Origin of the sequence: Actinoplanes sp. NPDC023714 (assembly GCF_040639855.1) — a bacterium.
Classification (GTDB): domain Bacteria; phylum Actinomycetota; class Actinomycetes; order Mycobacteriales; family Micromonosporaceae; genus Actinoplanes.
This window is the reverse complement of sequence record NZ_JBFAAR010000002.1, coordinates 1,250,982-1,276,308: the sequence shown is the minus strand read 5'-3', so window position 1 is coordinate 1,276,308 and position 25,327 is coordinate 1,250,982. Positions and strand designations below refer to the sequence as shown.

At 72.7% G+C, this 25,327-nt stretch carries 23 protein-coding genes; 10 read left to right on the top strand and 13 right to left on the bottom strand.

Features of this window, described 5'->3' with window-relative positions; genetic code table 11:
* Positions 1 to 10 precede the first annotated feature (10 nt).
* From AB0G10_RS14075 to AB0G10_RS14060, 4 genes are read right to left on the bottom strand one after another with little or no spacing between them, the layout of a single operon-like run.
* Positions 11 to 505, bottom strand: a complete 495-nt coding sequence (locus tag AB0G10_RS14075; RefSeq protein ID WP_360919988.1) for a hypothetical protein — start codon at positions 503 to 505, stop codon at positions 11 to 13.
* Positions 505 to 2,997, bottom strand: coding sequence for a cation-transporting P-type ATPase (locus AB0G10_RS14070; protein ID WP_360919985.1), 2,493 nt, complete (start codon positions 2,995 to 2,997; stop codon positions 505 to 507). The genes AB0G10_RS14075 and AB0G10_RS14070 overlap by 1 nt, the downstream gene beginning before the upstream one ends.
* An 11-nt stretch (positions 2,998 to 3,008) precedes the next feature.
* The gene (locus AB0G10_RS14065) at positions 3,009 to 3,194 is read right to left on the bottom strand and encodes a hypothetical protein (RefSeq protein WP_360919982.1); all 186 of its coding nucleotides are present in this window, start codon (positions 3,192 to 3,194) and stop codon (positions 3,009 to 3,011) included.
* Between the two features lie 2 nt (positions 3,195 to 3,196).
* On the bottom strand, positions 3,197 to 3,697 hold the full coding sequence (locus AB0G10_RS14060; RefSeq protein WP_360919979.1) for a universal stress protein: 501 nt from the start codon (positions 3,695 to 3,697) through the stop codon (positions 3,197 to 3,199).
* Between the two features lie 151 nt (positions 3,698 to 3,848).
* On the opposite strand from AB0G10_RS14060, the gene gap reads away from it, so the two are divergent.
* The 3 genes from gap (at position 3,849) to AB0G10_RS14045 (ending at position 6,112) form a co-directional block, all read left to right on the top strand.
* Positions 3,849 to 4,868 carry a type I glyceraldehyde-3-phosphate dehydrogenase gene (gene gap / locus AB0G10_RS14055; RefSeq protein WP_360919977.1) on the top strand — a complete coding sequence of 340 codons (1,020 nt, stop codon included), beginning with the start codon at positions 3,849 to 3,851 and terminating at the stop codon, positions 4,866 to 4,868.
* Positions 4,869 to 4,871: 3 nt separating this feature from the next.
* Positions 4,872 to 5,753 (top strand): alpha/beta hydrolase, encoded by an 882-nt coding sequence (locus AB0G10_RS14050; RefSeq protein ID WP_360919974.1) that lies wholly within the window; start codon positions 4,872 to 4,874, stop codon positions 5,751 to 5,753.
* A gap of 80 nt (positions 5,754 to 5,833) precedes the next feature.
* Complete coding sequence (locus AB0G10_RS14045) at positions 5,834 to 6,112, top strand: hypothetical protein (protein WP_360919972.1); 279 nt, start codon at positions 5,834 to 5,836, stop codon at positions 6,110 to 6,112.
* A 3-nt stretch (positions 6,113 to 6,115) separates the two neighbouring features.
* On the opposite strand, the gene AB0G10_RS14040 is transcribed toward AB0G10_RS14045, so the two are convergent.
* On the bottom strand, positions 6,116 to 6,325 hold the full coding sequence (locus tag AB0G10_RS14040) for a DUF1918 domain-containing protein (RefSeq protein WP_360919970.1): 210 nt from the start codon (positions 6,323 to 6,325) through the stop codon (positions 6,116 to 6,118).
* Positions 6,326 to 6,416: 91 nt separating this feature from the next.
* On the opposite strand from AB0G10_RS14040, the gene AB0G10_RS14035 reads away from it, so the two are divergent.
* Positions 6,417 to 8,627: a glycosyltransferase family 2 protein gene (locus tag AB0G10_RS14035; RefSeq protein ID WP_360919967.1), complete on the top strand. Its 2,211-nt coding sequence runs from the start codon at positions 6,417 to 6,419 to the stop codon at positions 8,625 to 8,627.
* A gap of 76 nt (positions 8,628 to 8,703) precedes the next feature.
* Complete coding sequence (locus tag AB0G10_RS14030) at positions 8,704 to 8,991, top strand: hypothetical protein (protein WP_360919964.1); 288 nt, start codon at positions 8,704 to 8,706, stop codon at positions 8,989 to 8,991.
* 21 nt (positions 8,992 to 9,012) lie between these two features.
* Here the strand turns inward: AB0G10_RS14030 and AB0G10_RS14025 are convergent, their stop codons facing one another.
* Entirely contained in the window at positions 9,013 to 9,378 is a 366-nt protein-coding gene (locus tag AB0G10_RS14025) for a helix-turn-helix transcriptional regulator (RefSeq protein WP_360919961.1), read from the bottom strand.
* On the bottom strand, positions 9,375 to 10,319 hold the full coding sequence (locus AB0G10_RS14020) for a patatin-like phospholipase family protein (RefSeq protein ID WP_360919958.1): 945 nt from the start codon (positions 10,317 to 10,319) through the stop codon (positions 9,375 to 9,377). The genes AB0G10_RS14025 and AB0G10_RS14020 overlap by 4 nt, the downstream gene beginning before the upstream one ends.
* Before the next feature lie 137 nt (positions 10,320 to 10,456).
* Between AB0G10_RS14020 and AB0G10_RS14015 the strand changes: the two genes are divergently transcribed.
* Genes AB0G10_RS14015 through AB0G10_RS14000 form a run of 4 tightly spaced genes read left to right on the top strand, consistent with a single transcriptional unit; the run spans position 10,457 to position 14,420 of the window.
* Positions 10,457 to 11,920: a wax ester/triacylglycerol synthase family O-acyltransferase gene (locus AB0G10_RS14015; protein WP_360919955.1), complete on the top strand. Its 1,464-nt coding sequence runs from the start codon at positions 10,457 to 10,459 to the stop codon at positions 11,918 to 11,920.
* 12 nt (positions 11,921 to 11,932) lie between these two features.
* Positions 11,933 to 13,438: a long-chain fatty acid--CoA ligase gene (locus AB0G10_RS14010; protein WP_360919952.1), complete on the top strand. Its 1,506-nt coding sequence runs from the start codon at positions 11,933 to 11,935 to the stop codon at positions 13,436 to 13,438.
* 7 nt (positions 13,439 to 13,445) lie between these two features.
* On the top strand, positions 13,446 to 14,102 hold the full coding sequence (locus AB0G10_RS14005; protein ID WP_360919949.1) for a hypothetical protein: 657 nt from the start codon (positions 13,446 to 13,448) through the stop codon (positions 14,100 to 14,102).
* A 36-nt stretch (positions 14,103 to 14,138) separates the two neighbouring features.
* Positions 14,139 to 14,420 (top strand): 2TM domain-containing protein, encoded by a 282-nt coding sequence (locus tag AB0G10_RS14000; protein WP_360919945.1) that lies wholly within the window; start codon positions 14,139 to 14,141, stop codon positions 14,418 to 14,420.
* Between the two features lie 83 nt (positions 14,421 to 14,503).
* Here AB0G10_RS14000 and AB0G10_RS13995 read toward each other — a convergent pair whose 3' ends face one another.
* The 6 genes from AB0G10_RS13995 to AB0G10_RS13970 all read right to left on the bottom strand — a co-directional run bounded on the left by AB0G10_RS13995 (position 14,504) and on the right by AB0G10_RS13970 (position 23,992).
* Complete coding sequence (locus tag AB0G10_RS13995) at positions 14,504 to 17,197, bottom strand: GNAT family N-acetyltransferase (RefSeq protein WP_360919942.1); 2,694 nt, start codon at positions 17,195 to 17,197, stop codon at positions 14,504 to 14,506.
* A gap of 93 nt (positions 17,198 to 17,290) precedes the next feature.
* On the bottom strand, positions 17,291 to 19,150 hold the full coding sequence (locus AB0G10_RS13990; protein WP_360919939.1) for a lysophospholipid acyltransferase: 1,860 nt from the start codon (positions 19,148 to 19,150) through the stop codon (positions 17,291 to 17,293).
* Entirely contained in the window at positions 19,135 to 20,205 is a 1,071-nt protein-coding gene (locus AB0G10_RS13985) for an AAA family ATPase (RefSeq protein ID WP_360919937.1), read from the bottom strand. Before AB0G10_RS13985 ends, AB0G10_RS13990 begins: the two co-directional genes overlap by 16 nt.
* Positions 20,205 to 20,708 carry a pyridoxamine 5'-phosphate oxidase family protein gene (locus AB0G10_RS13980; RefSeq protein WP_360919934.1) on the bottom strand — a complete coding sequence of 168 codons (504 nt, stop codon included), beginning with the start codon at positions 20,706 to 20,708 and terminating at the stop codon, positions 20,205 to 20,207. Before AB0G10_RS13980 ends, AB0G10_RS13985 begins: the two co-directional genes overlap by 1 nt.
* A gap of 19 nt (positions 20,709 to 20,727) precedes the next feature.
* Positions 20,728 to 21,567, bottom strand: coding sequence for a universal stress protein (locus AB0G10_RS13975; RefSeq protein ID WP_360919931.1), 840 nt, complete (start codon positions 21,565 to 21,567; stop codon positions 20,728 to 20,730).
* A gap of 55 nt (positions 21,568 to 21,622) precedes the next feature.
* A complete protein-coding gene (locus tag AB0G10_RS13970) occupies positions 21,623 to 23,992 on the bottom strand; it encodes a glycosyl hydrolase family 65 protein (RefSeq protein ID WP_360919928.1) in 2,370 nt (789 codons plus the stop codon).
* A gap of 109 nt (positions 23,993 to 24,101) precedes the next feature.
* On the opposite strand from AB0G10_RS13970, the gene AB0G10_RS13965 reads away from it, so the two are divergent.
* A complete protein-coding gene (locus AB0G10_RS13965; protein WP_360919925.1) occupies positions 24,102 to 25,304 on the top strand; it encodes an FAD-dependent oxidoreductase in 1,203 nt (400 codons plus the stop codon).
* Positions 25,305 to 25,327: the final 23 nt, after the last annotated feature.

Below are 25,327 nucleotides of genomic sequence, written 5' to 3'. Positions count from 1 at the left end.
GTCCTCGGCGTCACGGGACCGGGACATCGTCGCCATGCCGGGACCGCAGGAACGTCAGGTAGGTGTCGGCCCTCTCTTGCGCCTTCTGCTCCGAACGCCGCAGGGCCTGCCCCGCCGCCGACAGCCGCCACCGCCACAGTGCGGTGGCGCGCATCTCGTGGTCACTCATCCGGCGGTACCGAGGGTCGTGGGCGGCGGCCAGCGTCCGCACCCGGGTGATCTCCTTGGACAGCCCGGCATCCCAGCGCCGCCGGCAGGTCTCCGCCGTGCGCAGATAGTCGCGGGCGCGCTCGTTCCAGGGCACGTCACAGTGCCGGTAGCCGGCCGGGATCCGCAACGGCCAATGATGGTTGCCGGTGCTGTCGACGGTGACCAGGAAACCGGCACACGGCACGACGCCGTCCGGTCCGGCCAGCGGGCAGCCTCCGGCCGGATACGGTCCGGGGCACACCCGGATCAGCGCGCCGGTCGTGGGATCCAGGACACGGATTCCTCTGGTGATCATCACTCGGCCTCCCTACTCGGTGTCTCACGAACGGATCCGCCGGCCCGGCGCAGGCGCAGCAGCAGACCGGGCAGTGTTGCGGCCCCGACACAGGCCAGCATCGTCGTGGCGGTCAGCGGCTCGGTGCCCAGCAGCGCCCGCAGCGGCCCGAACAGCACCCCGGCGACCTGAAGCAGTGCGCACAGCGCCACCGCGGCGAGCAGCGACGTGTTGCGGGCAGTGCCCGGCGCCGGCGCCGCTCGCACCGCGAGGGCGACGCCGAGCTGCGCCAGGCCGAGCACCAGGAACATCACCGACTGCCACGGCAGGCCGGCCCGGTGCGCCACCACGCCGGCGACCAGGGTGGTCGCGGCGAGCAGACCGGCACCCGTGATGACGCTGCGCAGCAGGCCACCGCCGAGCACGGACTCCTGCGGGGAGCGCGGGGGGCGGTCGAGCACATCGGATTCGGCCGGTTCGGCGCCGATCGCGACGCCGGGCACGCCGTGGGTGAGCAGGTTGATCCAGAGCAGCTGTGCGGGCAGCAGCGCCAGCGGCATGCCCAGCAGCGGACCGGCCAGCATCACGACCAGTTCGGCCAGCCCGCCGGAGAGCGCGTACCGCAGGAACCGGCGGATGTTGTCGTACACCCGGCGGCCCTCACCGATCGCGGCCGCCACCGTACCGAGGTTGTCGTCGACCAGCACCAGTTCGGCGGCCTGACGGGCGACCTCGGTGCCGCTGCCCATGGCGACGCCGATGTCGGCGCGCCGCAGCGCCGGCGCGTCGTTGACGCCGTCACCGGTCATGGCGACCACCTCGCCGCGCTGCTGCAGGTCCGCGATGATGTCGAGCTTCTGCTCCGGCTGCACGCGCGCCCACACCCGGCCCTCCGGCGCCATCGCGCCGGCGCTCAGGATGCCGAGCTCTCGTCCGATGGCGGTGGCGGTCCGCGGGTGGTCACCCGTGATCAGGACCAGGCGTACGCCGCACCGCTCGAACGCCGCGGCGGTGTCCGCGGCGGTGTCCCGCAGGGGGTCGCCGATACCCACCAGCCCGGCGGGGCGCAACGCCGGCAGAGCGTCCAGGTCCGGCAGGCCCGGCACGGTCGCGGTCGCGGTCGCGAGCACCCGCAGCCCGTCGGCGGCCAGGTCGGTCGCGGCGGCCAGCAGCGCGGCGTCCGTCACCGGGTCGAGCAGACTTTCCGGAGCGCCCTTGCAGACCACCAGATGCTCGCCGGACGGCAGCCGGTGCACGGTGTGCATCCGGCGGCCGGCCTGATCGAAGGGGCGCTCCGCGACGCGGGCGGCGGCGGCCCGTTCGGCGTCGGCATCCAGGCCGCACCGGGCGGCGAAGGTGAGCAGGGCGGCCTCCATCGGATCACCGGCGGCCGCCCAGCCGGCCCGGTCGCCGTCCGGGGCCAGTAGGCTCGCGTCGTTGCACAGCGCGCCGCCGCGGGCGAGTTCGCGCAGCTCGGCCCCGGTCACGCCACCACCGGCACGGCACACCTCACCGGCGGGGTCGTATCCGGACCCGGTCACCGTGTAGCGGGCGCCGTCGGGGGTGACCGCCTGTTGCACGGTCATCCGATTCTCGGTGAGGGTGCCGGTCTTGTCCGAGGCGATCACGGTGACCGACCCGAGGGTCTCCACCGCGTGCAGCCGGCGGGGGATGGCCTTGGTGCGGGCCATCCGGCGGGCGCCCAGCGCCAGGGCGAGGGTCACCACGGCCGGGAGGCTTTCCGGTACCGCCGCGACGACCAGGCTCACCGCGGTGATCGCCATGCGGACGAGGGGCTGCCCGGCGAGCAGACCCAGGGCGAAGACCAGGGCCGACACCAGGACCGCGCTCACGCCGAGGATCCGGCCCAGTGCCGCGATGCGCCGCTGCAGCGGGGTCGGCCCGGGCCGGGTGCGCGCCACCAGCTCGGAGATCCGGCCGAGCGCGCTGGCGGTCCCGGTGCGCAGCACGGTCCCGGCAGCCCGCCCGGCGACCAGCACCGTGCCGGCACCGGCGGTCTCGGCGACCGAGCGGTGGACCGCGACGGATTCGCCGGTCAGCGACGACTCGTCGAACGCCGCCTGCTGCGTCTCGGCCAGTCGCAGATCCGCGGGGACGACGTCGCCCGCCTCGAGCCGCACGTAGTCGCCGCGCACCAGCTCCGCGGCCGGGACCAGCTGGTCACGGCCGTCGCGCAGGACCCGCGCCACCGGCGCCGCCATCTGATTCAGGGCGGCGATGGCACGGTCCGCGCGCACTTCCTGGACCACACCGATCACCGTGTTGACCGACACCACCAGCAGAATGATCACCGTGTCCGGCAGGTCGCCGAGCGCCGCCGTCACCACCGCCCCGGCCAGCAGCAGCACGATCATTGGATCGGCCAGTTGACGGGTCACCCGGCCGGCCACGCCACGGCGTGGGGGAGCGGCCACCACGTTCGGGCCGTCCCCGGCCAGTCGTACGGCGGCTTCGGCGCTGGTCAGGCCGGGCCCGGCCGCTAGACGGTTCATCGCCGCACCTCTCAGATCGCGAGCGCATCCACCAGCCGGCCCGGTGAGGTGGTGCCGACACAGCAGCCTCTGCCGCTGTGCTCCGGCACCCCAGCGCGGATCTGTGCCGGTGCCGTCGACACCAGCGCACGCGTCGGCGCCGCGGACCCCGCCGGCGTTCCCCGGTGCACGGCGCGGGTGCGGGTGGTGGTGGACATGGTCAACTCGTAGGGCGCGGACGAGGCCGGTCGACCGGCAGGGCGGAGATCGGTACGTCGTGGTCGGCCGGCACCGGGATGACGACCACCGGGCAGGTCGCCTTGCGCACACAGTCCGCGCTCACCGAGCCCAGCACGGTATGCCGGATCCGGCTGTGCCCGTGACTGCCCAGCACCAGCAGATCGGCCGGGTGCGCCGCGGCGGCCAGAGCGTCGGCAGGGCGGCCCTCGACCAGTTCGGCGGCGACGGGCGGCGGCGCGTCGAGTCGCTCACGCACGGCGGCGATCTGCTGATCCAGAAGCTCTGCGGCGTGCCGGCGCTCCTCCTCCGCGGACATGGCGGAGATCGGGCTGAACTCCATGCCGTCCCAGGACCATGCCAGAACCGCCTGGACGGCGCTGTCGCGCAGACGGGCCTCCTCGACCGCCCACAGCAGAGCCCGTCGCCCGCCCTCCGAGCCGTCCACGCCGACGACGATCACGTGGTTGGTGTTGGCGTTCATGGCTCCTCCTCCCTCTCCTCCATTGGGCCGCGATCGCCGGTCAGCCGACAGGGCCGCCGGTCCCGCATCGGGGCATGTCCGTAGGGCCGTTTGACCCTGTCCGGCGCCCAGTCGTGCAGGTGAGGCTGAAGGGACAAGGATGGGAGGAACCATGACCTACCGCGTGGCGATCAACGGCTTCGGCCGGATCGGCCGCAACTACCTGCGCCGGATACTGGCCAAGGACATGGCCAACCAGAAGCTGCAGGTGGTCGCGATCAACGACCTGTACGACACCGCCACCCTCGCGCATCTGCTGGAGTACGACTCCACCTTCGGCCGCCTCGACCTCCCGGTGGGGTACGCCGATGACACCCTCAATGTCGGCTGGCACAGCATCCCGGTGTTCGCCCAGCGCAATCCCGACACGCTGCCCTGGGGGGAACTCGGCGTGGACCTGGTGATCGAGGCGACGGGCAAGCTGCGCCGGCGCGACGACGCGGCCCTGCACCTCAAGGCCGGCGCGGCGCGTGTGCTCATCTCCGCCCCCGGCAAGGACGTCGACGCCACCCTGGTGCCCGGCGTCAACAGTGACAGCTACGAGCCGGCCCGGCACCAGATCATCTCCGCCGCGTCGTGCACGACCAACTGCGTGGCTCCGCTGCTGAAGGTGCTGCACGAGGCCTTCGGCGTCGACAGCGGTTACCTGACGACGGTGCACGCCTACACCAACGACCAGAACGTGCTGGACGCGCCGCACAAGGACCCGCGCCGGGCCCGCGCCGCGGGTGTCAACATCATCCCGACCAGCACCGGGGCGGCCAAAGCGGTGGGCCTGGTACTGCCCGAGCTCGCCGGCCGCCTCGACGGTGTGGCGTTGCGCGTCCCGGTCGTCGACGGCTCGATCAGCGACCTCACCCTGCGTTTCACGGTTCCGGTGACGCCGGCGCAGATCAACGAGGCCGTCGCGGCCCAGAGCGTCCCGGGTCGGCCGATGCACGGCATCATCCGCTACACCGAGGCGCCGCTGGTCTCGGCCGACATCGTCGGCGATCCGGCATCCTGCGTCTTCGACGCGGGCCTGACCCAGGCGCAGGACCGGCTGGCGAAGGTCTTCGGCTGGTACGACAACGAATGGGGCTACACCAACAGGCTCGTCGACCTGACCAGGCAGTTCGCTGCCAAGGAGTGACCGATGAGGCCCGACGGCACGGCACGACGCGGACGGATCCGGATCGCCTGGAACGTGGAAGGCCCGGACGACGGCATCCCCCTGTTGCTGATCATGGGGCTGGGACTGCAGATGGTCTTCTGGCCGCCGCGGTTCCGTGACCTGCTGACCGAGCACGGCTTCCGGGTCGCCCGCTTCGACAATCGTGACGTCGGCGCTTCGACGCACCTGACCGAGCTGGGCCTGCCCTCGCCCCTGGTCTTCCTGACCCGGCGCTGGAACGGTTACACCCTCGCCGACATGGCCGACGACGCGGTGGCGGTTCTCGACGATCTGGGCTGGCCGAACGCGCACGTGGTGGGGGTGTCGCTCGGTGGCATGATCGCCCAAACCCTGGCGATCCGGCACCCCGGCCGGGTCCGCACCCTCACCTCGTTGTCCTCCACGCCGTCACCGCGCATCGGCCGGCCCCACCCGCGGGCCATGGCCGCGCTGGCGAATCTCCCGGTCCATGACCGGGAGGCCGCCGCCCGGCAGATGGTACGAGTGTTCCGGGCCATCGGCTCGCCCGGCTACCCGCATGACGAGGAGTGGATCCGCGACGCGGCCCGGCACAGTTTCGACCGTGCCCACGACCCGAACGGCGTGCGCCGCCAGTTGTCCGCCATCGTCTCGGCTCAGGACCGGCGACCCGGTCTGCGCGGCCTGCGCCTGCCGGCCCTGGTCGTGCACGGCGCCGCCGATCCGCTGGTGCGGCTCTCCGGGGGACGGGCCACCGCCAAAGCCGTTCCCGGCGCGAAGCTGGTCGTCTACCCCGGAATGGGCCACGATCTGCCGGCCGCGCTCCAGCCGGTGATCGTCAAGGAGATCGCCGGCGTCGTGCGGCAGTGGACCCCGGCGCTCTGAGGTCCTGGCCGGCCGGGACCTTCGTCTCTGCCGATCAAACGAGCTGCGGGTCGAGGCTGGAATCGACGGAGGTGGTTGCGATGCTCTACGTGGTTCTCATCGTGATCGGTCTGATCCTCGCCGGTGCCCTGCTCGTATGGCCGGTGCTGAAAGGCGGGCCGGCGGAGCAGGAGAGCATCCCAGCAGTAGACGGCAGGGTCGCACCGGCCACGCTGGAGGGCGTGCTGGTGGGGCAACTCGTCGACGGCTCCATCACCCGGGCGCAGTACCGCGCGGCGCTGTCCCGGCTGGCGCAGCGCGACGACGAACGGCATCCGATGTCCGTTCCGGACATCGAACCGCCCGAGTCGTCTTCCTGACCGCTATCCGGCCTCTTCCGGAGGCCGTGGCAGCGGTTCGATCCGTGCGTCCGGGCCAGGGATGATCAAGGTGACGTGTCCGTTGCTCAGCCACCGTACCTGGTAGGGCGGGCGCCCGCCGGGGCGTGCGACACCCACGATGACGCCGATCCGTGGAGGGATCTCGAGGTGCAGTGACTCGATGACGATCCGGTCGCCGATGTGTGCGCGCATGGCGGGGCCTCCGTCCACTCCAGGACCTTCATCGTCGTCCGCCGCGGTGGCGGTGTTCAGGGCCGGAAGACCCGTTCGGGAGGTGGTCTCGATGTATGCGGCAGTGCTGGTGGCCGGTCTCGTCGCCGCGCCGCTGACCACGCTGGCGTTGTTCCTGTCGCCGCGCCCGCGCGCCGGCCCGGCCGTCCGGCGGCTGCTGTACGCCGTGGCCGCGACCGTGGCCGTGACCGCCCCGATGATCGCGGTGCTCCATCTGCTGGGCACCGATCCGGCTTGGACCAGGAACAGCGCCGGCCTGTTCGTCCTGTGGAGTCTGCTCTGGCTGCCGGCCACTCGCCGCTGGGCGGCCCGGGGCCACGTCGCCTGGGCCGCCAACACGTTCCTGTACGCCGGCTACCTGATGTTCGTTACCCGATGGACCCTGGACAGCGGGCTCGGCCGCTGGGGTACCGCCGGGGGCCTGCTGCTGTGCCTGTTCGAACTGGTCGCCACGCTGATGGCGGCGGCGTACCTGTGGGAACTGTGCGACGCCCTCGGCACCGAACAGTGGCGCCGGCGCATCACTGTGGACCGTTCCCTGGAGCTGGCCCGGCTGAGTGCCGGCCGGCCCGCCGCCGACCTGCCCTTCGTGAGCCTGCACGTTCCCGCGCACAACGAACCCCCGGACATGGTCATCGAAACGCTCGAGCACATCAGGCACCTCGACTACCCGAACTACGAGCTCATCGCCATCGACGACAACACCGCCGACGAGGCGCTGTGGCGGCCGGTGCAGGCCTGGTGCGGCCGGAACCGGGTGAAGTTCATCCATCTCGCGGACTGGCCCGGTTACAAGTCCGGGGCCCTCAACTACGCGTTCGGTGAGTTGATCGACCCGAGGACCGAGCTCATCGGGGTGGTCGACTCCGACTATCACATCGACCGGGAGTTCCTGCGCCGGTGCGTGCCGCTCTTCGACGACCCGGCGATCGGGTTCATCCAGGCGCCGCAGGACTACCGGTCCTGGCACACCGTGCCCTACCTGCGCCGGCTCTACTACTCGTACCGATATTTCTTCGCGGTGTCGCAGCCGTCGCGCAACGAGCGCGATGGCGCCATCTTCGCCGGCACGATGGGGCTGATCAGGCTGGCGGCGCTGCGCGAGGTCGGCGGCTGGGACGAGTGGTGCATCACCGAGGACGCCGAGCTGTCGCTGCGGCTGCTGCGCGCCGGCTGGTCCGGGCTGCACGTGGACGCGTCCATGGGCCGTGGCGTGATGCCGCTGACCTTCGAGGCGCTCAAGAGCCAGCGCTACCGCTGGTGCTTCGGGGGCATCCAGATCATGCGGATGCACATCCGGTCGCTGCTGCCCGGGCCGCGGACCGCCCACAACCGGCTGACACCCGGACAGCGCTGGGCCTATCTGTCCGGTGCCCTGCAATGGTACGGCGACCTGCTGGGGCTGGTCTTCTTCGGCTTCCTGCTGGCCGGTGCGGTCAACCTCGCCCTCGGCGGCGACCAGTTGTTCCGCCGGCTCACCGTCTTCGTGGTAGCGACCGTGCCGGTGCTGATCCTGCTGGGCCTGCTGCGGGCGGTGGCGCTGCTGCGGCACGAGACCGGCGCCACCTGGCGTGACGCCATCGGCGCCTTCCTCGTCTGGCAGTCCACCGCGGTCGTGGTGGCCCGCGCATCCGTGCAAGGCCTGTTCGCCCGCCGGGCCGAGTTTCTGCGCACCCCGAAGACGGGGGAGTACGAGACGTTCGGCAAGGCGTTGCGGGCCAACGCCGCGGAGACCACCCTGGCCGGACTCGGCCTGGCGGCCATCGTCGCCTCGTTGAGCCGCTGGGACACCCTCAGCGGCCCGCTGCTGGCCGGATTGCTCGTGGTACCCACCCTGGGTCTGGCCGCGGCGCCCTACCACAGCATCGCCGCGCAGCGTGCCATGCTGCCGCCGGAGCTCGCCGCGCGACGCCGCTCGGAGTGGCAGCGCGACCGCCGGGCGATGCTGGCGGGAACGACCGCCGGGGTGGTCATCGCCGGTCTCGGCGCGGCGGTTCTGGCGGTGCTGTCGCTGTTGTCGGCGCCCGGAACGGGTGTGGTGGAACCGCCCCGGCTTCATCCCGCACCGGCGATCAGCAGGTCACCGGAGGCGCCGCCGTCGCCGTCCGTGACGTCGCCGGAGCCGGACATCAGTCCCAGCTCTTCTCCGGAGGCGCCGTCGCCCACCGCGTCTCCGAGCAGCCCGCCGCCCAGCAGCCCGCCGCCCAGCAGCCCGCCGCCCGGCAGCCCATCCCCGGGAAGCCCCGCGCCCTCCGTGAGCTGATGCAGGTCCAAAGGCCCTGCTCGATTTAGCAATGAACAGCTAACGTGCTAAGTGGAGACGGAGAAGGGAGGTTGCGATGACCACCACGACCAACCGGCCCGCCAAGCCGGCCGAACCGGCCAAGGCGGCCAAGACACCGCCCGCTGCGGCGCGGCGCGAGCACGCCGAGCGGATCGGCCGTGAGATCGGCGGTCTGGCCGTGAACGTCTACGAGCGCGGCGTCGCGAGCTTCGTGGCGTTCGAGAAGGACGCAGCGAAGATCACGCCGTACCCGTGGGCCAAGAACGCGCTCACCGTGAGCGCCGGGCTCATCGAGGACGTCGGCGCGGCCTATGTCAGAACCGCGCGCCAACTGCTGCGGTGACGCTGCGATGACGGCCCGGGCTCATACCCCGGGCCGTTCGCGGTGCCGCCGCGCGATCGTCACCTCGGTCATCGACGCGTACACCTCGGCCAGCGCTTGTCGCTGCCGCGCGGTCAGATCCGGGTCGGCGGCGATCGCTTGCAGAACCGTCGGCGCCCCGCCCTGCTCCGGCCCCGCTTCCGCCATCAGCGCGTCGGCGGTGGTCCGCAACGACCCCGCGATCGCGTGCAGCACCTTCTCCGACGGTGCGCGCAGGCCACGCTCGATCTGCGACAGGTACGGGATCGAGATGCCGACCATCGACGCCAGCTGCCGCATCGGCAACTCGGCCAGTTCCCGCTGCCGCCGTATGATCTCTCCGAGGGCCGACGGTGTGCGGCCGCTCACGCCGCCGCCCGCAGCGCCGCCGGCATGCTCGCCTGCGCGGTCCGCAGCACGTCGTGCCGCCGCCGGGCGTCCATGAGGTTCGGGCCGATCGCCGCGAGATCCTCCGGCCCGGGAGTGAGGACAGTGACCCGGGCCCCGGCGCGGGACACCTTGCGGACCTCCCGATCCAGCTGAGCCGTGAAGATCTGCCGCACCAGCCGCTCGGCCCGCGCGGCCGGATGCCACGGGCGGTCCGGCCGATGACTGGCCATCGGCGCCAGCACGTAGATCTCGTCATGCTCCTCGCGGTGCAGCACATCGACCGAGGTCGCGGAGCGGACGCCGCCGTCGACGTACCGGCGGTCGCCGATCACCGCCGGCTGGTGCCAGCCGGGGATGGAGCAGGACGCCACCACCGCGTCGGGCAGCGACACCGCCGGGCTGCCGGCGCGGCCGAAGACCACCCGCCGGCCCGACTCGTAGTCAACGCCCACGATCCACGTGCGATGCGGCACGGGCCACCGGCCCGGATCGTCACGCACCAGCGCCTGGACGTATCGCCGGAGCGCCGCGTGCTCGGAGCGGCCCTGCGGCAGCACCGCCGAGGCCAGCACCCGGGGGTGCACGCTGTGCGGCGCCAGCGCGGCGGTCGCGAGCATCCGCGCCGAGCCCAGGCGCAGCCGCGGGGGCGGGGGCAGGAACCCGGAGTCACGTTCGAACTCGTCCGTCCCCGGCACCGCGGGGTGAGGCTGACCGAGCTGATGAGCGAGCAGATCGCCGGGTGTGAATCCGTGCCGCAACGCGGCCGCCAGGATGCTGCCGGCGCTGGTGCCCACGATGGTGTCCAGTTCGCCGAGCGGTCGCCCGAGCCGCTCCTGCAACGCGGCCAGCCCGCCGATCATCCACGCCGCGCCCAGTGTCCCACCGGCGCCGAGCACCAGCGCCACCTTCTTGACCGTCATCTGCCACCACCCGTGAGCCGACCAGTCCATGGTGCCACGAATTGGCAGTCCCGACGGGACGTCCGGCCCTGCCGGGCGGCGCCATCAGCCGGGACCGTGAGAGTGGTGTGACCATCCGTGACCGGAAGAGGTGTGCCGTGGATTATCTGAGCTCGTTGGACGCGTCCTTCCTGGACGCCGAGGATCAGGACGCCCACGCGTCGCTCGCGATCTGCTCGGTGGCGGTGCTGGACGGCCCCGCGCCGAGCCAGGACGAGTTCGCCGCGACGATCAGGGGGCGCCTGCCACTCGTCCCGCGGTACCGGCAGAGGGTGCGGCGGATCCCGTTCAACCTCGGCCGGCCGGTCTGGGTCGACGACCCGGAGTTCGATCTCGACTTCCATCTCCGCCGCACCGCGCTGCCGGCGCCGGGTGGCGACACCGAGCTGGCCAACCTCATCGGCCGGGTGATGAGCCAGCGCCTGGACCGCGAGCATCCCCTGTGGGAGGACTGGCTCGTCGAAGGGCTCCCGGGCGGCCGCTGGGCGCTGTTGTCCAAGGTGCACCACTGCATGATGGACGGCATCTCCGGCAACGAGCTCTACCGCCTGATCTGCGACACCAGCCCGGAGCCGCAGCCGCCCGTTCCGGACGAGTGGCGGCCGGCCCGCGCCGCGGACACCCTGGATCTCACCCTCGACGCGCTCGGCCGGCTGGTCCGGATGCCGTTCGACCAGGCCCGGGTCGTGCTCGGCGCGGTACGCGACTACGCGGCGGCCGCCGGGACCGCCGGCCGGCTGGCGAGCGGCCTCGGCACCCTGGCCGGGGCGTTCGTGCCGGCCGTGCCCACCTCGTTGCGCGGGCCGGTCGGCCGGTCCCGCCGCTACGCCGTCACCCGCATCCCGATCGCCGACCTGGTCACCACGGCCCGTGCCCACGAGGTGACCGTCAACGACGTCTACCTCGCCGCGGTCGCCGGGGCGTTGCGCCGCCTGCTGCAGGCCCGTGGCGAGGACCCCGCCGAACACCCGCTGCGCACCCTGGTCCCGGTCAGCATGCGCGCCCGCGACCAGGAGGGCGTGCTGGACAACCGGCTCGCCTCGCTGCTGGTCCTGCTGCCCGTCGAGGTCGACGATCCGGTCCAGCGGCTGCGTGCCGTGCACGAACGCGTCCTCGCCCTGCGCGCCGCCCACGAGGTGGAAGCCGTGGCCGGCCTGGTCGAGCTGGCCGAGCGGGAGCCGTTCGCCGCCGTCTCCATGATCGTCCGAAGCGCGCTGCGACTGCCCAATCAGGCGATCACGGCGGTAACCACCAACGTTCCCGGACCACACGAGCAGCTCTACATCCTCGGCCGGCCGGTCCGGGAAATCCTGCCCTACGTGCCGATCGGGGAGCGGCTGCGCATCGGCGTCGCCGCGTTCACCTATGCCGGGCAGGCCGCGTTCGGCGTCACCACCGACTTCGCCTCGGTGCCGGAGACGGCGGCCATCGCCGAGGACCTGCACGCCGAGCTGGTCACCCTGCGCGCCTTCGCCCGCCCGGCCGTGCCCGCACCTTCGCCTCGCCGCCGCAAGCCGGCCACGACGAAGCGGAAAGCCACCGCTGAATCAGCCGCACCCTGAGGGGAGCCGACCATGCTGAACCTGGCAGTGATCCTGCGCGAGTCCGCCACCGCCGAGCCCGAGCGACCGGCGATCATGTACGACGGCGGCACGATCAGCTACCGCGACCTGGACACGCTGTCCGACGCGGTCGCCGCCGCCCTCACCCGCCGGGGCGTGCAGCCCGGTGACCGGGTGGCCCTGCACCTGCCCAACATCCCGCAATTCCCGATCGCCTACTTCGGCATCCTCAAGGCCGGCGCCGTGGTGGTCCCCCTCAACGTGCTGCTGCGCGCGCCGGAGATCGCCTACCAGCTGACCGACTCCCAGTCCCGGCTGCTGATCACCTGGAGCGGGGCGCTGGAGGAGGCCGCGAAAGGCGCCGCCGAGGCCGGGCTCACCGGCATCTACAGCGTCGGCCCGGTGGACGGCACCGCGGCACAGCCGTTCACCGAGCTGACCGTCCCGTGCGAGCAGACCTGGCCGCTGGCCGACCGCGACGGTGGGGACATCGCCGCCATCGTCTACACCTCTGGCACCACCGGCCTGCCGAAAGGCGCCGAACTGACGAATCTGCAGCTCTACCTCAACGCCGACATCCCGGGCCGGCTGTTCGACATCAGATCCGACGACGTGGTGATCACGGCGCTGCCGCTGTTCCACGTCTTCGGCATGTCGAGCACCATGAACGTGGGTGTCCGCTTCGGCGCCGCGCTGTCGCTGGTGCCCCGGTTCACGCCGCACGCCGTGCTGACCGCCGTGACCCGCGACCGCGCCACCATCTTCGACGGCGTGCCCACCATGTTCACCGCCCTGCTCGCCCAGCCGCACGACGACCGCTACGACACGTCGTCCCTGCGGGTCTGCATCTCCGGTGGCGACGCGATCCCCGCCCAGACCCTGGACGCGTTCGAGGAACGCTTCGGCGTGCCCATCCTCGAGGGATACGGCATGACCGAGACCGCGGCCACCATCACGTTCAACGTGAGTCCGCAGGACCGGCGCGCCTACAGCGTGGGACGCCCGGTCTGGGGAGTCGAGGTGCAGATCTGGGACCCGGACGGGCGGCGGCTGCCTCCGGGGGCCGGCAACGTCGGGGAGGTGGTCACCCGCGGCTACCACACCATGCGCGGCTACCATGACCGGCCGCAGGCCACCGCGGAGGCGTTCGCCGGTGGCTGGTTCCACACCGGCGACCTCGGATACTTCGACGACGACGGCTACCTGTTCATCGTCGACCGCAAGAAGGAGCTGATCATCCGGGGCGGGTACAACGTCTACCCCCGCGAGGTGGAGGAGGTGCTGCACCGGCACCCCGGCGTGCTGATGGCCGCCGTCGTCGGCGTCGCCGACCCCCGGCTCGGCGAGGAGGTCAAGGCCTTCGTGGTGCCGCGACCGGGTCCGGCGCCGGACCCGGAGGAGATCATCGGGTACTGCCGGGAGCGCCTCGCCGCGTACAAATATCCGCGCCTGATCGAGTTCCGCGACAGCCTGCCGCTCAGCGGCGCCGGCAAGGTCCTCAAGAAGGAGCTGGGCTGAGGCCGTCATGACACTGTGGCAGCGCTGGGTGGTGACCGTGACGGCGGCGGAGATGATCGGTTTCGCGGTCCCGGCCGTGGCCGGCGCCCTCACCGCCGGCGCGTCGGTGTCCGTGTCGGTGCCGGCGCTGCTGGCCGCGGGCGCCGTGGAGGGGCTGATGCTCGGCTGGGGCCAGGCAGTGGTGCTGCGCCGTGTTCTCCGCGGCTTCCCCTGCCGCCGATGGGTGGTTCGCACCGCGGCGGCAGCGGTCCTCGCGTACGCGGCCGGGTTGCTACCGTCGACGTTCAGCGACGTCTGGACCGGCTGGCCGCCGGCCGTGCTGATCCCCGTGGCCGGGCTGCTCGCGCTGGTGCTGCTCAACACGATCGGGGTCGCGCAGTGGACGGTGCTGCGCGGCCGCGTCCCGCGCGCCGGGCGGTGGATCGCGTACAGCGCCGCCGCCTGGTTGGCCGGGCTCATCGTCTTCACGCTGTTCAGCACCCCGTTGTGGCAGCCGGGACAGCCGCTGCCGCTGATCGTGGCGATCGGGGTGGCCGGTGGCCTGCTGATGGCGGTCACGATGGCGGCGGTCACCGGGCACGCGGTTCGCGGCTGGGCCGGTCCCGCGGACCCGCGCCGGGGGCCTTCCGGCCCTGTGCCGGGCCATGCCGCCGCGCGACAGTGAAGGTGTCCGGACGTCCATCGCCGAAAGGAGAGAGCGATGACGGCATCACCGGAGAGGCCGGATGGCCTGCGTGAGGTGGCGGTCACCCGCCTGCGCAAACGCCGCGAGCTCGGGGCCCACGTGCTGGCCTACGTGCTGTCCAACGCGTTCCTGATCGTGATCTGGTGGCTGACCACCCCGGACGGGTTCTTCTGGCCGATGTTCCCGCTGTTCGGCTGGGGCATCGGGGTGATCTTCCACGCCTGGGACGTGCTGGTCGGCTCCGAGCCGTCCGAGGAGGCCATCCGCGCCGAGATGGACCGGCTCGCCCATCGATGATCAACCACCCTGACGGCGCGGCCGGGACTTCCGGTCCCGGCCGCGCCGCGTCGCGGTCAGATCTTCTTTCGTACGCGGGGAGCTCACCGGCCCGAGGCCGGCCGAAGGCCCCGCAGCACCGGGTCGGGTTCCGGGCCCACCGGGGCCAGCCGCAGCTTCGCGTCGACGGCCACGAGACCGTCCGGGCCGGCGAGCACCGGGTTGAGGTCCAGCTCGGCGACCTGCGGGTGGTCCTCGGCGAGCCGGCTCAGCCGCAGCAGCAGGTCCTCCAGCGCGGCGGTGTCCACGGGCGGGCCGCCGCGGTACCCGGTGAGCAGGGGCGCGCCGCGCAGCGAACGCCACATCCGGCCGGCGTCGAGATCGGTCATCGGCACCAGCCGCAGGGACCGGTCGCCGAGCAGGTCGGTGTGCACCCCGCCGAGGCCGAGCAGCACCAGGGAGCCGAAGAGCGGGTCGTGCACCAGCCCGGCCACCAGTTCCACCGGGGCATGACGCTGGTGCTGGACGAGCACGCCATATCCGGGCCGGCCGGCCGCGGCGACCCCGGCGAACGCGGATCGGACCTGGTCCGCGCCGGCCAGGCCGACGCGTACCCCGCCGGTGTCGCTCTTGTGCACCAGCTGCGGGTCGGCGGATTTGAGCACGACCGGGTACCCGGCCCGGGCGGCAGCGCGGACCGCGGCGCCGGCGTCGGCGGCCGAGGTGGCGGGTAGAATCGTGATGCCGTAGGTCGCCAGGATCTCGGCGGTCCGCTCGTACGGCTGCCAGCCGTCCGTCGCGGACATGGCGGTGGCGATCGCCTCGCCGGCCGCGGCCGGGTCGATGCCGTCCGGATCGGCGTGCCGCCCCGGGGGTTCCCGCCGCCAGGCCGCGTACGACGACGCGTGCGCCAGCGCCCGGACCGCCTGCTCGGGGAATTCGTAGACCGGCAGGTCACGGGAGCCGATCCGGCACGTCGGACGGACCCCGGTCAGCACGGCGGCGACCGGGAGACCCGGGTGGCGGTCGAGCACCGGCGCTACGGCGGCCAGGATCTCGGCCGGACGGTTGGCGCGGGTGCCGACGAGCACGAGCAGCAGCATGTCGGCGGCATCGCCGTCGGCGACCGCGGCGACGGCGGCGGCGAACGCCTCCGGTGTCGCGCCGGCGCCGAGGTCGATGGGGTTGTCCCCGCTCGCCGCCTGGGCGCTGACGCGTCGCCGCACGTCGTCGGCGAGCGGCGGAACCCGCAGACCGCGGGCCTCGGCCGCGTCGGCGGCGAGCACGTTGAGCCCGCCCGCGTTGCCGACGACGGCCAGCCGGGACCCGGCCGGCAGCGGTTGCCCGGTGAGCAGGCGGGCCGCGTCCAGCATCTCGCCGAGGGCCTCGGTGCGGATCACCCCCGCCTGAGCGAACAGGGTGTCCACCGTGGCGGCCGGCGCGGCGGCGGCCGCCGTGTGCGAGGCGCCGGCCCGCCGCCCGGCGTCGGAACGGCCGCTCTTGATGGCCAGAACCGGCTTGCGGCGGGCGAGTTGCCGCACGGTGCGCGCGAACTTGCGCGGGTTGCCGAACGACTCGAGGTACAGCGCGACAGCGCGGGTGGCCGGGTCGTCGTGCCAGTAGGCGATCAGGTCGTTGCCGCTGACGTCCGCCTTGTTGCCCAGGGAGACCAGGGTGGAGACGCCGCAGCCGGTACGACCCGCATGCTCCATCACGGCGACCGCGACCGCGCCGGACTGGGTCGCGACGGCCAGGCCGCCGGGCGGCGGGGACGCCGGGGCAAAACTCGCGTTCAGGCGCACGGCGGGATCGGTGTTGATCACGCCGATGCAGTTCGGGCCGGCCAGCCGGATGCCGTGCGATCGGGCCAGCCGCACCAGGTCGTCCTGGCGGCGCTGCCCGGCCGGGCCGGTCTCGCCGAATCCCGCGCTCAGGATGACGGCGGCGCGGACGCCCGTGGCGGCGCCGTCGGCGAGGACGGCGGGGACCTGATCGGCCGGGACGGCGATCACCAGCAGATCGACCGGGGAGGGCAGATCCCGCAGGCTGCGGTAGCCGGGCGCCCCGCAGATCGGGGTGCCGGTCCGGTTGACGGCGTAGAGCGCCCCGGGGAAGCCGAACTCCCGCAGCGCCCGCAGGGTCTCGTGGCCCACCCCGCCGGGGAGCCGCCCGGCTCCGGCGACCGCCACCGAGTCCGGGCACAGCAGCGGCCGCAGGGAGGCCCGCTCGGCGATGCGGTCGCGCCGGTCCACCGCGTCGAACGTCTGCTCGTCGTCGCCCAGCCGCAGGCTCACGTCGACGACGCCGCGGTCGAAGTGGCTGTCCGCCCGGGAACTCAGGTCCCGTGCCACCCGCAGCATGTCGCGGTTGCCGGGCAGCACCTCGCCGATCAGTTCGGTGATGCCCTGGTGACGGGCGCGGACACTGAGATGCTCCAGCAGCAGCGTCCCGATGCCGCGGCCGTGGTGCCGGTCCGCGACGAAGACGGCGAACTCGGCCCGCGGCTCCTCGCCGAGCCGCTCACAGGAAGCGACCCCGACCAGGTCATCACCCTCGTGGGCCAGGATCGCGATGGTGTGCCGGGGGTCCGGGAAGCACAGCCGGTCGGCCTCGGCGGTGAGTGTGCCCGATCCGGGCCGGGCGAAGAACCGCAGCCGCAGGTTCTCCCCGGAGGCGTTCGCGTACAGGGCGGTGACCGCGGCCCGGTCCGCCGGCACGATGGGCCGGATCGACACGACGCCGCCGTCCGAGGTGAGCGCGTCCACTGCCGGAGCCCCGGCCGGGGTGTTCGGTGTCATCACAGCCCCTTTCCGCACCTGTGCCGTCCCTGCCATCGTCATGCGCGTCGATATCGGCGGGCCAGGGTGCAAAGTCCCATCCCGGTGGGCTGATCATCCTTTCTGCGCCCGGGCCAGCTGAGCGATCGTGTCGAGGCGGCGCAGGATTGTGCGTACCTCGTCCAGGAAGGCCGACCGGCGATGAGCCGGCGCCGGGCCGCCCGGGGTGACCAGACCGCGGTGCCGGGCCAGCTGCAGCGCCGGCTTGAACAGCTCCAGCGACACCGACTCCTCGCTGGCCAGGCGCCGCTGCAGCGCCCACTGGCGTCCCACCCGCAGGCATTCGTCGAGGAACCGTGCGTCGTCGAACGGCTCGTCGTCCTCCGCGGCCGCCAGCCGATCCGCCACCACGTGGTAGGCGTCCAGGAACGGCCGCAGCACCAGGTGCGCGACGAGCGGCGTGCCGCCGTTGAGCCAGCGCCGGGCGTCGGCCGCGGTGAACTCGTGCAACTCGCCACCGCCGGTCTCGTCGGCGAGCGCGAGCTCGGCGGCCATCTCGTGCGCGAACTGCGTCCGGGCCGGGAAGAAGAAGTCGAATTTCAGCAGGTCACGCAGGCGCAGCGCCTCTCGGGAGGCGGTCGCCAGCCCGTCGTCGTGCTCGATCGCGGCGGTCAGGGCCAGCTCGCCGATCGCCCGGTTCACCAGCACGTGCACCGCGGTGTTGCGGTAGAACGCGGCGACCAGATGTTGGCCCGGCGCGATGCCCCAGACCGCTTCGGTTCCGGCGGCGTAGCCGGTCAGGACCCCGGACCGATCAAGATCATCAAGGGTACGGTGGATGGTCGCCCGGTGGGTCAGATCCGCGGCGCCGGCCACCGGCCGTCCCCGCCGGGCGAGATACCGGGCCAGTGGGGCCACCGTGTCCAGCACCTCGTCCAGGGTCAGCGCACGATCGGCGGCCAGCAGCGCCAGGCACACCACGGCCGTGCCGGTCACCGGCGTGGCCCGGTTGATGCGGTGGCAGGTCTCCAGGGCGATCCGTTCCACCACCCGCGTCTCGTCGCGCAGCTGATCCAGCCGCTCGCGCAGCGAGACCGGTTCGCCGAACTCCAGGTACGCCCGGCCGAAACGCTCCCGCTGCGACCGCCCGAACGCCCACAGCCAGCGCAGATCCTCCGGGCGCTTGCTGCCGCCCCGTGCCTCGCCGGTCATCAGCGGGACCTCGTGCAACTGTTCGTACACCACCGACACCGGGACGATCAGCGCCTGCTCGCCGGTGGTGGCGCCGAGCGCGTCGACGACGTAGCGCAGCACCCCGTACGAGGGTGGCCGTAGCTTGCCGGTGCGGGTCCGGCCACCCTCGATGGACCAGCACAGATTGCGCCGGTTGCGGATGAGCCGGGCGATGTAGCACCGCAGGGCGAGCCGGTAGACCGGCAGGTCGGCCGTGGACCGCCGGACGTAGACGAAGCCCGAGCGGCGCAGCAGATGGTTGAACGGGAAGACGTCGAGATTCGCGCCGGCCAGCACGAACGCCGGCGAGATGCCGTTTTGCGAGATCGCTGCCGGCACCGTGACCCCGTCAAGATACGAGCGGTGCGAGAACGGGAAGAGCAGCGACTGCTTGCGATCCAGCGCCCGCAGCCGCTGCGCCTGCCCGGGGTCGAGGATCAGGTCGTGTGCCCGGGCCAGCCAGTGGCTGAACCGCGCCCAGTCATGGGTGGCGCGCCGGGTGTGGGTGGCTCCCATCTCGCGCAGATGACCGGCTGCCTCGCGGCGCACCTGGCCCGGGTCGCGGCCGAGGGTTGCGGCGAGCACGTCGAGCTGCGCTGCGAAGCCCGGGTCGGCCAGCACCGCGGCGACCTCGGCGGTGTCGGAGGGCAGCGGGCCTTCCGGCTCGTGGAGGACGCCGAGACGCTGCAAAACCGGCCGGGCGCCGAGCCGGTCCACCGCCGGAACTAGTCGGTCGTCCATCGCTGTGCTCTTCCGTGCTCACCGGTAGCCGGCACGACCGTGACGACGCGCATCGCCTGCCGCAGCCCGCCGTCGCCGGTCTCCGCCTCGATAACGTGCGCTTCGGGCCAGTCGTCGTCTGCCGCCCCCGGCGCGGTGGCGCAGCACAACTCCGTCAGCGCGGTGTAGGTGGCGGCCCCGATCGCCCGCGCCGCCAGGCGATGGCGTCGCCGCCGCCACGAAGCGTCCAGGACCACCGTCTCCGCGCGCCGGAGCAGGTGATCGGCCCGCCACAGCAGCTCCGCGTAGGTGCGCTCGGTCCACTCGGTGGTGTGGATTCCCTCGCGGTACGCCGCACCGACGCTGATGTGCGGGTCGAGCCCGGCGATCTCCCGGCGGATCCGGTCGCTGCTGAGCACGACGGCGCCCAGTTCGTCCGCAAGCCGTCCGGCGGCAAGCGACCGGCCGGCGCCGGACGGGCCGCCCACCAGGATGAGGCGCACCGTTCCCGTCCGTAGATGTCGCAGCGTCAGATCGGTGAACGCGGTGACGTCCGCGGCTGCCGATCGGTCACCCCGGGCATGACGCAGACACCCCGCCCGGACCCGGGCGAGACCCTGGTAGGCGAGGTGAAGGTGCAGCAGCGCCGCCGGGACGGGGTCGCCGCCGAACCGCGCGTACCAGTCGAGGAACTGTCCGGCCGCCCGATCCCCGCCGCGACGCTCGAGATCCATCGCCCGGGCCGCGAGCTCCGCGATCAGGTCGTCGGGTCGTCCACGATCGATGCGGGCGGCGAACAGCGCTGCGCGCCCGGCCAGGAACCGGTGTGCCCGCTGCTCTACTTCGGTCACGGATTCCCGGCGCAGGACCTCGCCGCGGTACGGCCGCAACCCGGCGAGGGTCGCGTCCCAGCGGCGGCGCAGGGCATCACGTACCTGCTCCGCGGTCGCTGAGAGATCGGGTGCGGTGCCGGCGTGCGCGATGGCCAGCAGCCGGGCCTGCCGGCGCGACTCGGCTACGGCCACCGGCTCCGGCGGGGCGGGGCGGAGGACCGCGGGGGCGGGTATCGGCGCCATCACGGCTCCTTCACCGGTCCGTGTGCCGCGGCCGGGCCTGTCCGGACCGGCACCCGGGCCCGGGACCGCTGCGGGTCCCGCATTCGCAGCAACGGCACGCCGATGCCGTACGTCACGAAGTGGCCGTTCGGCCGGATCTCCAGGACCGCGCAGCCGGAGCGCCGTTGCGGCGGCACCAGGGTGGCGAGGCGCGGGATGTCGTCGAGCAGGGCCGCGGGATGGATCGTCGCCACGGCCGGGAAACTGACCGTCGCCGGCGGTATCGGCGTGAGCAGCGACAGCAGTCCGCCGCGGCGCACCGGGACGGTGACGGCGATCAGCCCCTCGTCACGGATGTGCCGGGCCTTCCAGCTGCTCTCGGCCACCACGACGTACATCCGATCGCCGGAGACGGTGTAGACGACGCCGCTCGATCGGGGAGCGCCGGAGGGGGTCACATGGCTGATGACGGCGAACGAGCACCGGGCTACGGCATCCCAGATCTCGGCGGCGGTCGGTGACATCGGATGGCTCCTTCGCTGGTCACTTGCGAACTATCAGCACCGGGCAATCTGCGTGGTGAAGAAGTTGCGACCACGCCGGCCCGTAGTGGCTGACCACCACGAGCTGTGCCTGGTGCGAGGCGCCGACCAGCAGCCGGGCCACACTTCCGGCGCTGATCACCGTGCCGACCGGCACGGCCGGGAACTCCCGGCGCCACGGCGCCAGCCGGGCCTCGAGCTCGTCAGTGAGAGACTTCTCGTGCTCGGCCGGAGACACCAGCCGCAGTGTCGGCAGTCCCGGCGTCACCGGCGGCATCGGCTCCCGGTAGGCGCGGACCGCCAGCACTGCCGCGCCGCGGGCGTTGGCCTCGGCGAACGCGGACTCGATCGCCGTGTCGCTGCCGGGCGCGCCGTCGGCGCTCACCGCAACCGGCCCGCTCGCCGCCATCGACCGGCCGCGGACCACGGCCACCGGGCAGGACGCGTGGGCGGCGACGCTGTGGCCCACCGAGCCCAGCATCAGACTGGTGAATCCGCCGTCGCCACGGTGCCCCACCACCATCAACCCGGCCGTGCCGGCCTGACGCACGAGCACGGCCGCCGGGTCACCGGGAATCGCCTCGGTGTGCACGGTGAGCCCCGGCGCGATCTGCTGTACGGCGAGCCGCGCGCCGCTCACCACCACCTCGGCGTGGTCGCGTGCGGCTTCGACCGTCCGTTGCGGGAGCATGCCGGGCATGGTCGGCCATTCGTCCTCGTACGCGTACAGGACGGTCAGGGTGACCTCGCGGCGCTGCGCCTCCACCGCCGCCCAGCGCACCGCCTCCTGCGCCGTGACCGAGCCGTCCGTGCCGACCAGAACCGTTCCCCGGGTGCTCATGGCTACCCCCAACCACGCTGTATCCCCTCAGCGTGCGCCCGGGAAGCCGGTCCGGTCAGGGGCGAAGGTCCCGACGGCGCGCCGGGCTGCGGCCCGGCGGCTGAACCGGTGCCTCCGGCGCGGGGGCGGTCTCGCGCAGCGGCCGGGTCACCGGCGCCGCCGTGGTGACGGTCAGCGGCTCGTCGTAGTGCCAGAGCCGCAGCGCGGCGCCACGGTCGTCGCCGGCGAGCGAGTAGACGGCCTCGTGCGGGCGGACCGTGACGTGCAGGCGCGTCCCCCGCCACAGCAGGGAGAACGCGAGCCGGTGGATCCGGTCGGGCAGCCGGGGCGTGAAGGAGAGCCGGCCGCCGTGGTCGCGCATCCCGCCAAGCCCGGCCACCAGTGCGAGCCACGCCCCGGCCAGTGACGCGATGTGCACCCCGTCACGGGTGTTGCGGTGCAGGTCGTGCAGATCCATCAGCACGGCCTCACCGATGTAGTCGTGCGCGAGGTCCAGATGGCCCAGCTCGGCGGCGAGCACCGCCTGGGTGCACGCCGACAGCGAGGAGTCGCGGACCGTACGCGGCTCGTAGTAGGCGAAGTTGCGCGCCTTGTCGCCGGCGGTGAACTCGTCACCGCACCAGTGCATGGCGAGCACCAGGTCCGCCTGCTTGACCACCTGGGTGCGGTACAGCTCCAGGTAGGGGAAGTGCAGCATGAGCGGGTAGTCGGTGGGACCGGTCCCGGCGAAGTTCCACTCCTTCATCAGAGTGAACCCGCGGACCTGCGGGTGTACGCCGAGCTTGTCGTCGTACGGAATGCACATGGCCGCCGCCGCGGCCCGCCACGCCCGGGTCTCGGCCTCGCCGACCGCGAGAGCGGCGGCACGGTCCGGATGGCGTGCCGCCGCGGCCGCGGCGGCCATCAGGTTCCGCCGGGCCATCAGGTTGGTGTAGACGTTGTCGTCCGCGACCGCCGTGTACTCGTCCGGGCCGGTGACGCCGTGCAGGTGGAAGACGCCGTCCCGGTCGTGGTGACCGAACGACGCCCACAACCGTGCGGTCTCCACCAGCAGTTCGACGCCGGTGTCCCGGTCGAACGCCTCGTCACCGGTCGCGTTGACGTAGCGGACCACGGCGTCGGCGATGTCGGCGGCCAGGTGCACCGCCGCGGTGCCGGCCGGCCAGTACCCGGAGCACTCCTGCCCGCGAATGGTGCGCCACGGGAACGCCGCACCCGCCCACCCGAGCGTGACCGCCCGCTCGCGCGCCGGATCGAGGGTGGCGTGCCGCCAGCGCAGGGCGCCGGCCGCGGCGGCGGGCTGCACGTAGGTGAGCACCGGGAGCACGAACCGTTCGGTGTCCCAGAAGGCATGTCCGTCGTAGCCGGGGCCGGTCAGCCCTTTGGCCGGGATCGGCCGCCGGTCGGCGCGGGCGCCGGCCTGCAGCACGTGGAACATGGCGAACCGGGCCGCCTGTTGCACCTCGGCGTCACCGTCCACCTCGATGTCCGCGCCGTCCCAGAACTCGTCGAGGTAGGCCCGCTGCGAGCGCAGCAGGCCGTCCCAGCCCTCCAGCCGGGCACCCTCGATCGCCGCCGCGACCTGATCGCGGAGAGCCGGCGGCGACCGCCGGCTCGACCAGCCGTACGCCACGAACTTGACCAGCCGCAGCCGTTGTCCGGGCGCCAACCGGCAGACGACCGTCAGCCGGGCCAGGTCCGGATCCGACTCACAGTCCCACCGCAGCCCGGCCGGCCCCTGCACCAGGTGGTCCATGGCGGCGGCCACCCGCAGGCCACTCTCCCGGGTGACGTGCACCAGCACCGCCCCGGTCCCCGATGCGTGATGCTCTTCGGCCTGCAGCGGCGCCCGGAGCACCGCGGACACCCGCGGATCACGCAGCGGCCCCGGCAGCGCCTCGTTCGCCACCAGCTCGGACTGGACGATCACCCGGGCCGGGGCGTCCAGCGGCTCCACCTCGTACGCGATCGCGGCGATCGAGCGTTGCACGAATGACACCAGCCGGGTGGAGCGCACCCGGACCGTGCGCCCGGCCGCCGACTCCCACGTCACGTCGCGTCGCAGCACCCCGTCGCGCAGGTCGAGCACCCGCTCGTGGTGCACCAGGCGCCCGTCGCGGACGTCGAACGGCTCGTCGTCCACCAGCAGGCGGATCACCTTGCCGTTGGTGACGTTCACGACCGTCTGCCCGGACTCCGGGTAGCCGTACCCGCCCTCCGCGTACGGCAGCGGCCGCAGTTCGTAGAACGAGTTCAGGTAGGTGCCCGGCACGGCGTGCGGATCGCCCTCGTCGAGGTTGCCGCGCAGGCCGAGATAGCCGTTGGAGAGCGCGAAGATCGATTCGGATCGGGCCAGCAGATCGGGGTCGAGGCGGGTCTCGGGCACCTGCCACGGCCGCACCGCGTAACCCGGGTCCCCGCTCACCGGTCCATCATGTACCCGCGGAGGCCGGTCACGGCAGGACCTGTGGCCCTGTTCGTCGCCCGATCGTGCGTCCTACCGTTGCGCGTGAGGCCCGGAGATCGGAGGCGTCATGCGCGCGAAAATCCTGGTTCTCGGTGCGAACTTCGGCGGGTTGACCGGCGCGATCGCTGTGAAACGCGAACTGCGCGAGCTGGCCGACGTGACGGTGCTCGGCGATCGCGACCATTTCCTGTTCAGCCCGTCGCTGATCTGGCTGCCGTTCGGCAAACGCGACCGTGCCGGCATCACCTTCCCGGTGGGGCCGACCCTGGAGGCGGCCGGCGTGGAGTTCCGCCGGGACGCGGCCACCCTGATCGATCCGCGGGCGCACACCGTGCGCACCGCGTCGGGCCGCGTCCATCCGTACGATCACCTGCTGATCGCCACGGGAGCGCGGGAGAGCCTCGACGCCGTCGACGGTCTCGCGGAGAACTCGCACACGATCACCTCGCTGGACGGCGCGATCCGCACCGGCGAGGCGTGGCGGCGGTTCCGCGAGGATCCGGGCGAGGTCGTGATCGGCGCGACCCAGGGCGCGAGCTGCTTCGGCGCCGCCTACGAATTCCTCTTCAACACGGCGTACCAGTTGCGGAGGGCGGGCCTGAAGAAGCAGACCAGGATCACGTACGTGACGGCGGAGCCGTTCCTCGGCCACTTCGGCATCGGCGGGCTGCCGCACGGTGAGCAACTGCTCGGCATGTTCCTCAAGAAGGAGAACATCGCGGCCCGGACGAACACCGCCATCGCGGCGGTCGACGACGGCGCGGTGGTCACCACGGACGGCAGCAAGATCCCGTTCTCGTTCGCGATGATCGTGCCGCCGTTCGCCGGGCAGGAGTTCCTCACCGCGACCCCGGGCCTGACCAACCCGGCCGGCTTCGTCGAGGTGCGCGACACCTACCAGACCCTGCTCTGGGACGACGTCTACGCTGTCGGCCTGGCGGCCGCCGTGCAGGCCCCGTGGACCACGCCCACCCCGGTCGGCGTGCCGAAGACCGGCCTGCCCACCGAGCAGATGGCACACGTCGCCGCCCGCAACATCGCGGCCCAGGTGATGGGCGGGGCGCCCGCCGCCCACAAGAGCTTCGGCGAGATCCCCGCCGTCTGCGTGATGGACGCGGGGAACAACGGCGTCCTCATCCTCGCCGACCGGATGCTGCCGCCGCGCAAGCACGGCGTGCTGGTCCCCGGGCCGCAGAACCACGCCTTCAAGCTCGCCTTCGAGAAGTACTACCTGTGGAAGATGCGCGCCGGTCACGTCGGCCTGCCCTGAGCTCGCCCGGGTGACCCCGCGCG

What these genes read in the sequence shown, in the direction of transcription:
- AB0G10_RS14075 (WP_360919988.1), bottom strand. Translation starts at nt 505, where the DNA reads ATGATCACCAGAGGAATCCGTGTCCTGGATCCCACGACCGGCGCGCTG.
- AB0G10_RS14070 (WP_360919985.1), bottom strand. Translation starts at nt 2,997, where the DNA reads ATGAACCGTCTAGCGGCCGGGCCCGGCCTGACCAGCGCCGAAGCCGCC.
- AB0G10_RS14065 (WP_360919982.1), bottom strand. Translation starts at nt 3,194, where the DNA reads ATGTCCACCACCACCCGCACCCGCGCCGTGCACCGGGGAACGCCGGCG.
- AB0G10_RS14060 (WP_360919979.1), bottom strand. Translation starts at nt 3,697, where the DNA reads ATGAACGCCAACACCAACCACGTGATCGTCGTCGGCGTGGACGGCTCG.
- gap (WP_360919977.1), top strand. Translation starts at nt 3,849, where the DNA reads ATGACCTACCGCGTGGCGATCAACGGCTTCGGCCGGATCGGCCGCAAC.
- AB0G10_RS14050 (WP_360919974.1), top strand. Translation starts at nt 4,872, where the DNA reads ATGAGGCCCGACGGCACGGCACGACGCGGACGGATCCGGATCGCCTGG.
- AB0G10_RS14045 (WP_360919972.1), top strand. Translation starts at nt 5,834, where the DNA reads ATGCTCTACGTGGTTCTCATCGTGATCGGTCTGATCCTCGCCGGTGCC.
- AB0G10_RS14040 (WP_360919970.1), bottom strand. Translation starts at nt 6,325, where the DNA reads ATGCGCGCACACATCGGCGACCGGATCGTCATCGAGTCACTGCACCTC.
- AB0G10_RS14035 (WP_360919967.1), top strand. Translation starts at nt 6,417, where the DNA reads ATGTATGCGGCAGTGCTGGTGGCCGGTCTCGTCGCCGCGCCGCTGACC.
- AB0G10_RS14030 (WP_360919964.1), top strand. Translation starts at nt 8,704, where the DNA reads ATGACCACCACGACCAACCGGCCCGCCAAGCCGGCCGAACCGGCCAAG.
- AB0G10_RS14020 (WP_360919958.1), bottom strand. Translation starts at nt 10,319, where the DNA reads ATGACGGTCAAGAAGGTGGCGCTGGTGCTCGGCGCCGGTGGGACACTG.
- AB0G10_RS14010 (WP_360919952.1), top strand. Translation starts at nt 11,933, where the DNA reads ATGCTGAACCTGGCAGTGATCCTGCGCGAGTCCGCCACCGCCGAGCCC.
- AB0G10_RS14005 (WP_360919949.1), top strand. Translation starts at nt 13,446, where the DNA reads ATGACACTGTGGCAGCGCTGGGTGGTGACCGTGACGGCGGCGGAGATG.
- AB0G10_RS14000 (WP_360919945.1), top strand. Translation starts at nt 14,139, where the DNA reads ATGACGGCATCACCGGAGAGGCCGGATGGCCTGCGTGAGGTGGCGGTC.
- AB0G10_RS13995 (WP_360919942.1), bottom strand. Translation starts at nt 17,197, where the DNA reads ATGACACCGAACACCCCGGCCGGGGCTCCGGCAGTGGACGCGCTCACC.
- AB0G10_RS13990 (WP_360919939.1), bottom strand. Translation starts at nt 19,150, where the DNA reads ATGGACGACCGACTAGTTCCGGCGGTGGACCGGCTCGGCGCCCGGCCG.
- AB0G10_RS13985 (WP_360919937.1), bottom strand. Translation starts at nt 20,205, where the DNA reads ATGGCGCCGATACCCGCCCCCGCGGTCCTCCGCCCCGCCCCGCCGGAG.
- AB0G10_RS13980 (WP_360919934.1), bottom strand. Translation starts at nt 20,708, where the DNA reads ATGTCACCGACCGCCGCCGAGATCTGGGATGCCGTAGCCCGGTGCTCG.
- AB0G10_RS13975 (WP_360919931.1), bottom strand. Translation starts at nt 21,567, where the DNA reads ATGAGCACCCGGGGAACGGTTCTGGTCGGCACGGACGGCTCGGTCACG.
- AB0G10_RS13965 (WP_360919925.1), top strand. Translation starts at nt 24,102, where the DNA reads ATGCGCGCGAAAATCCTGGTTCTCGGTGCGAACTTCGGCGGGTTGACC.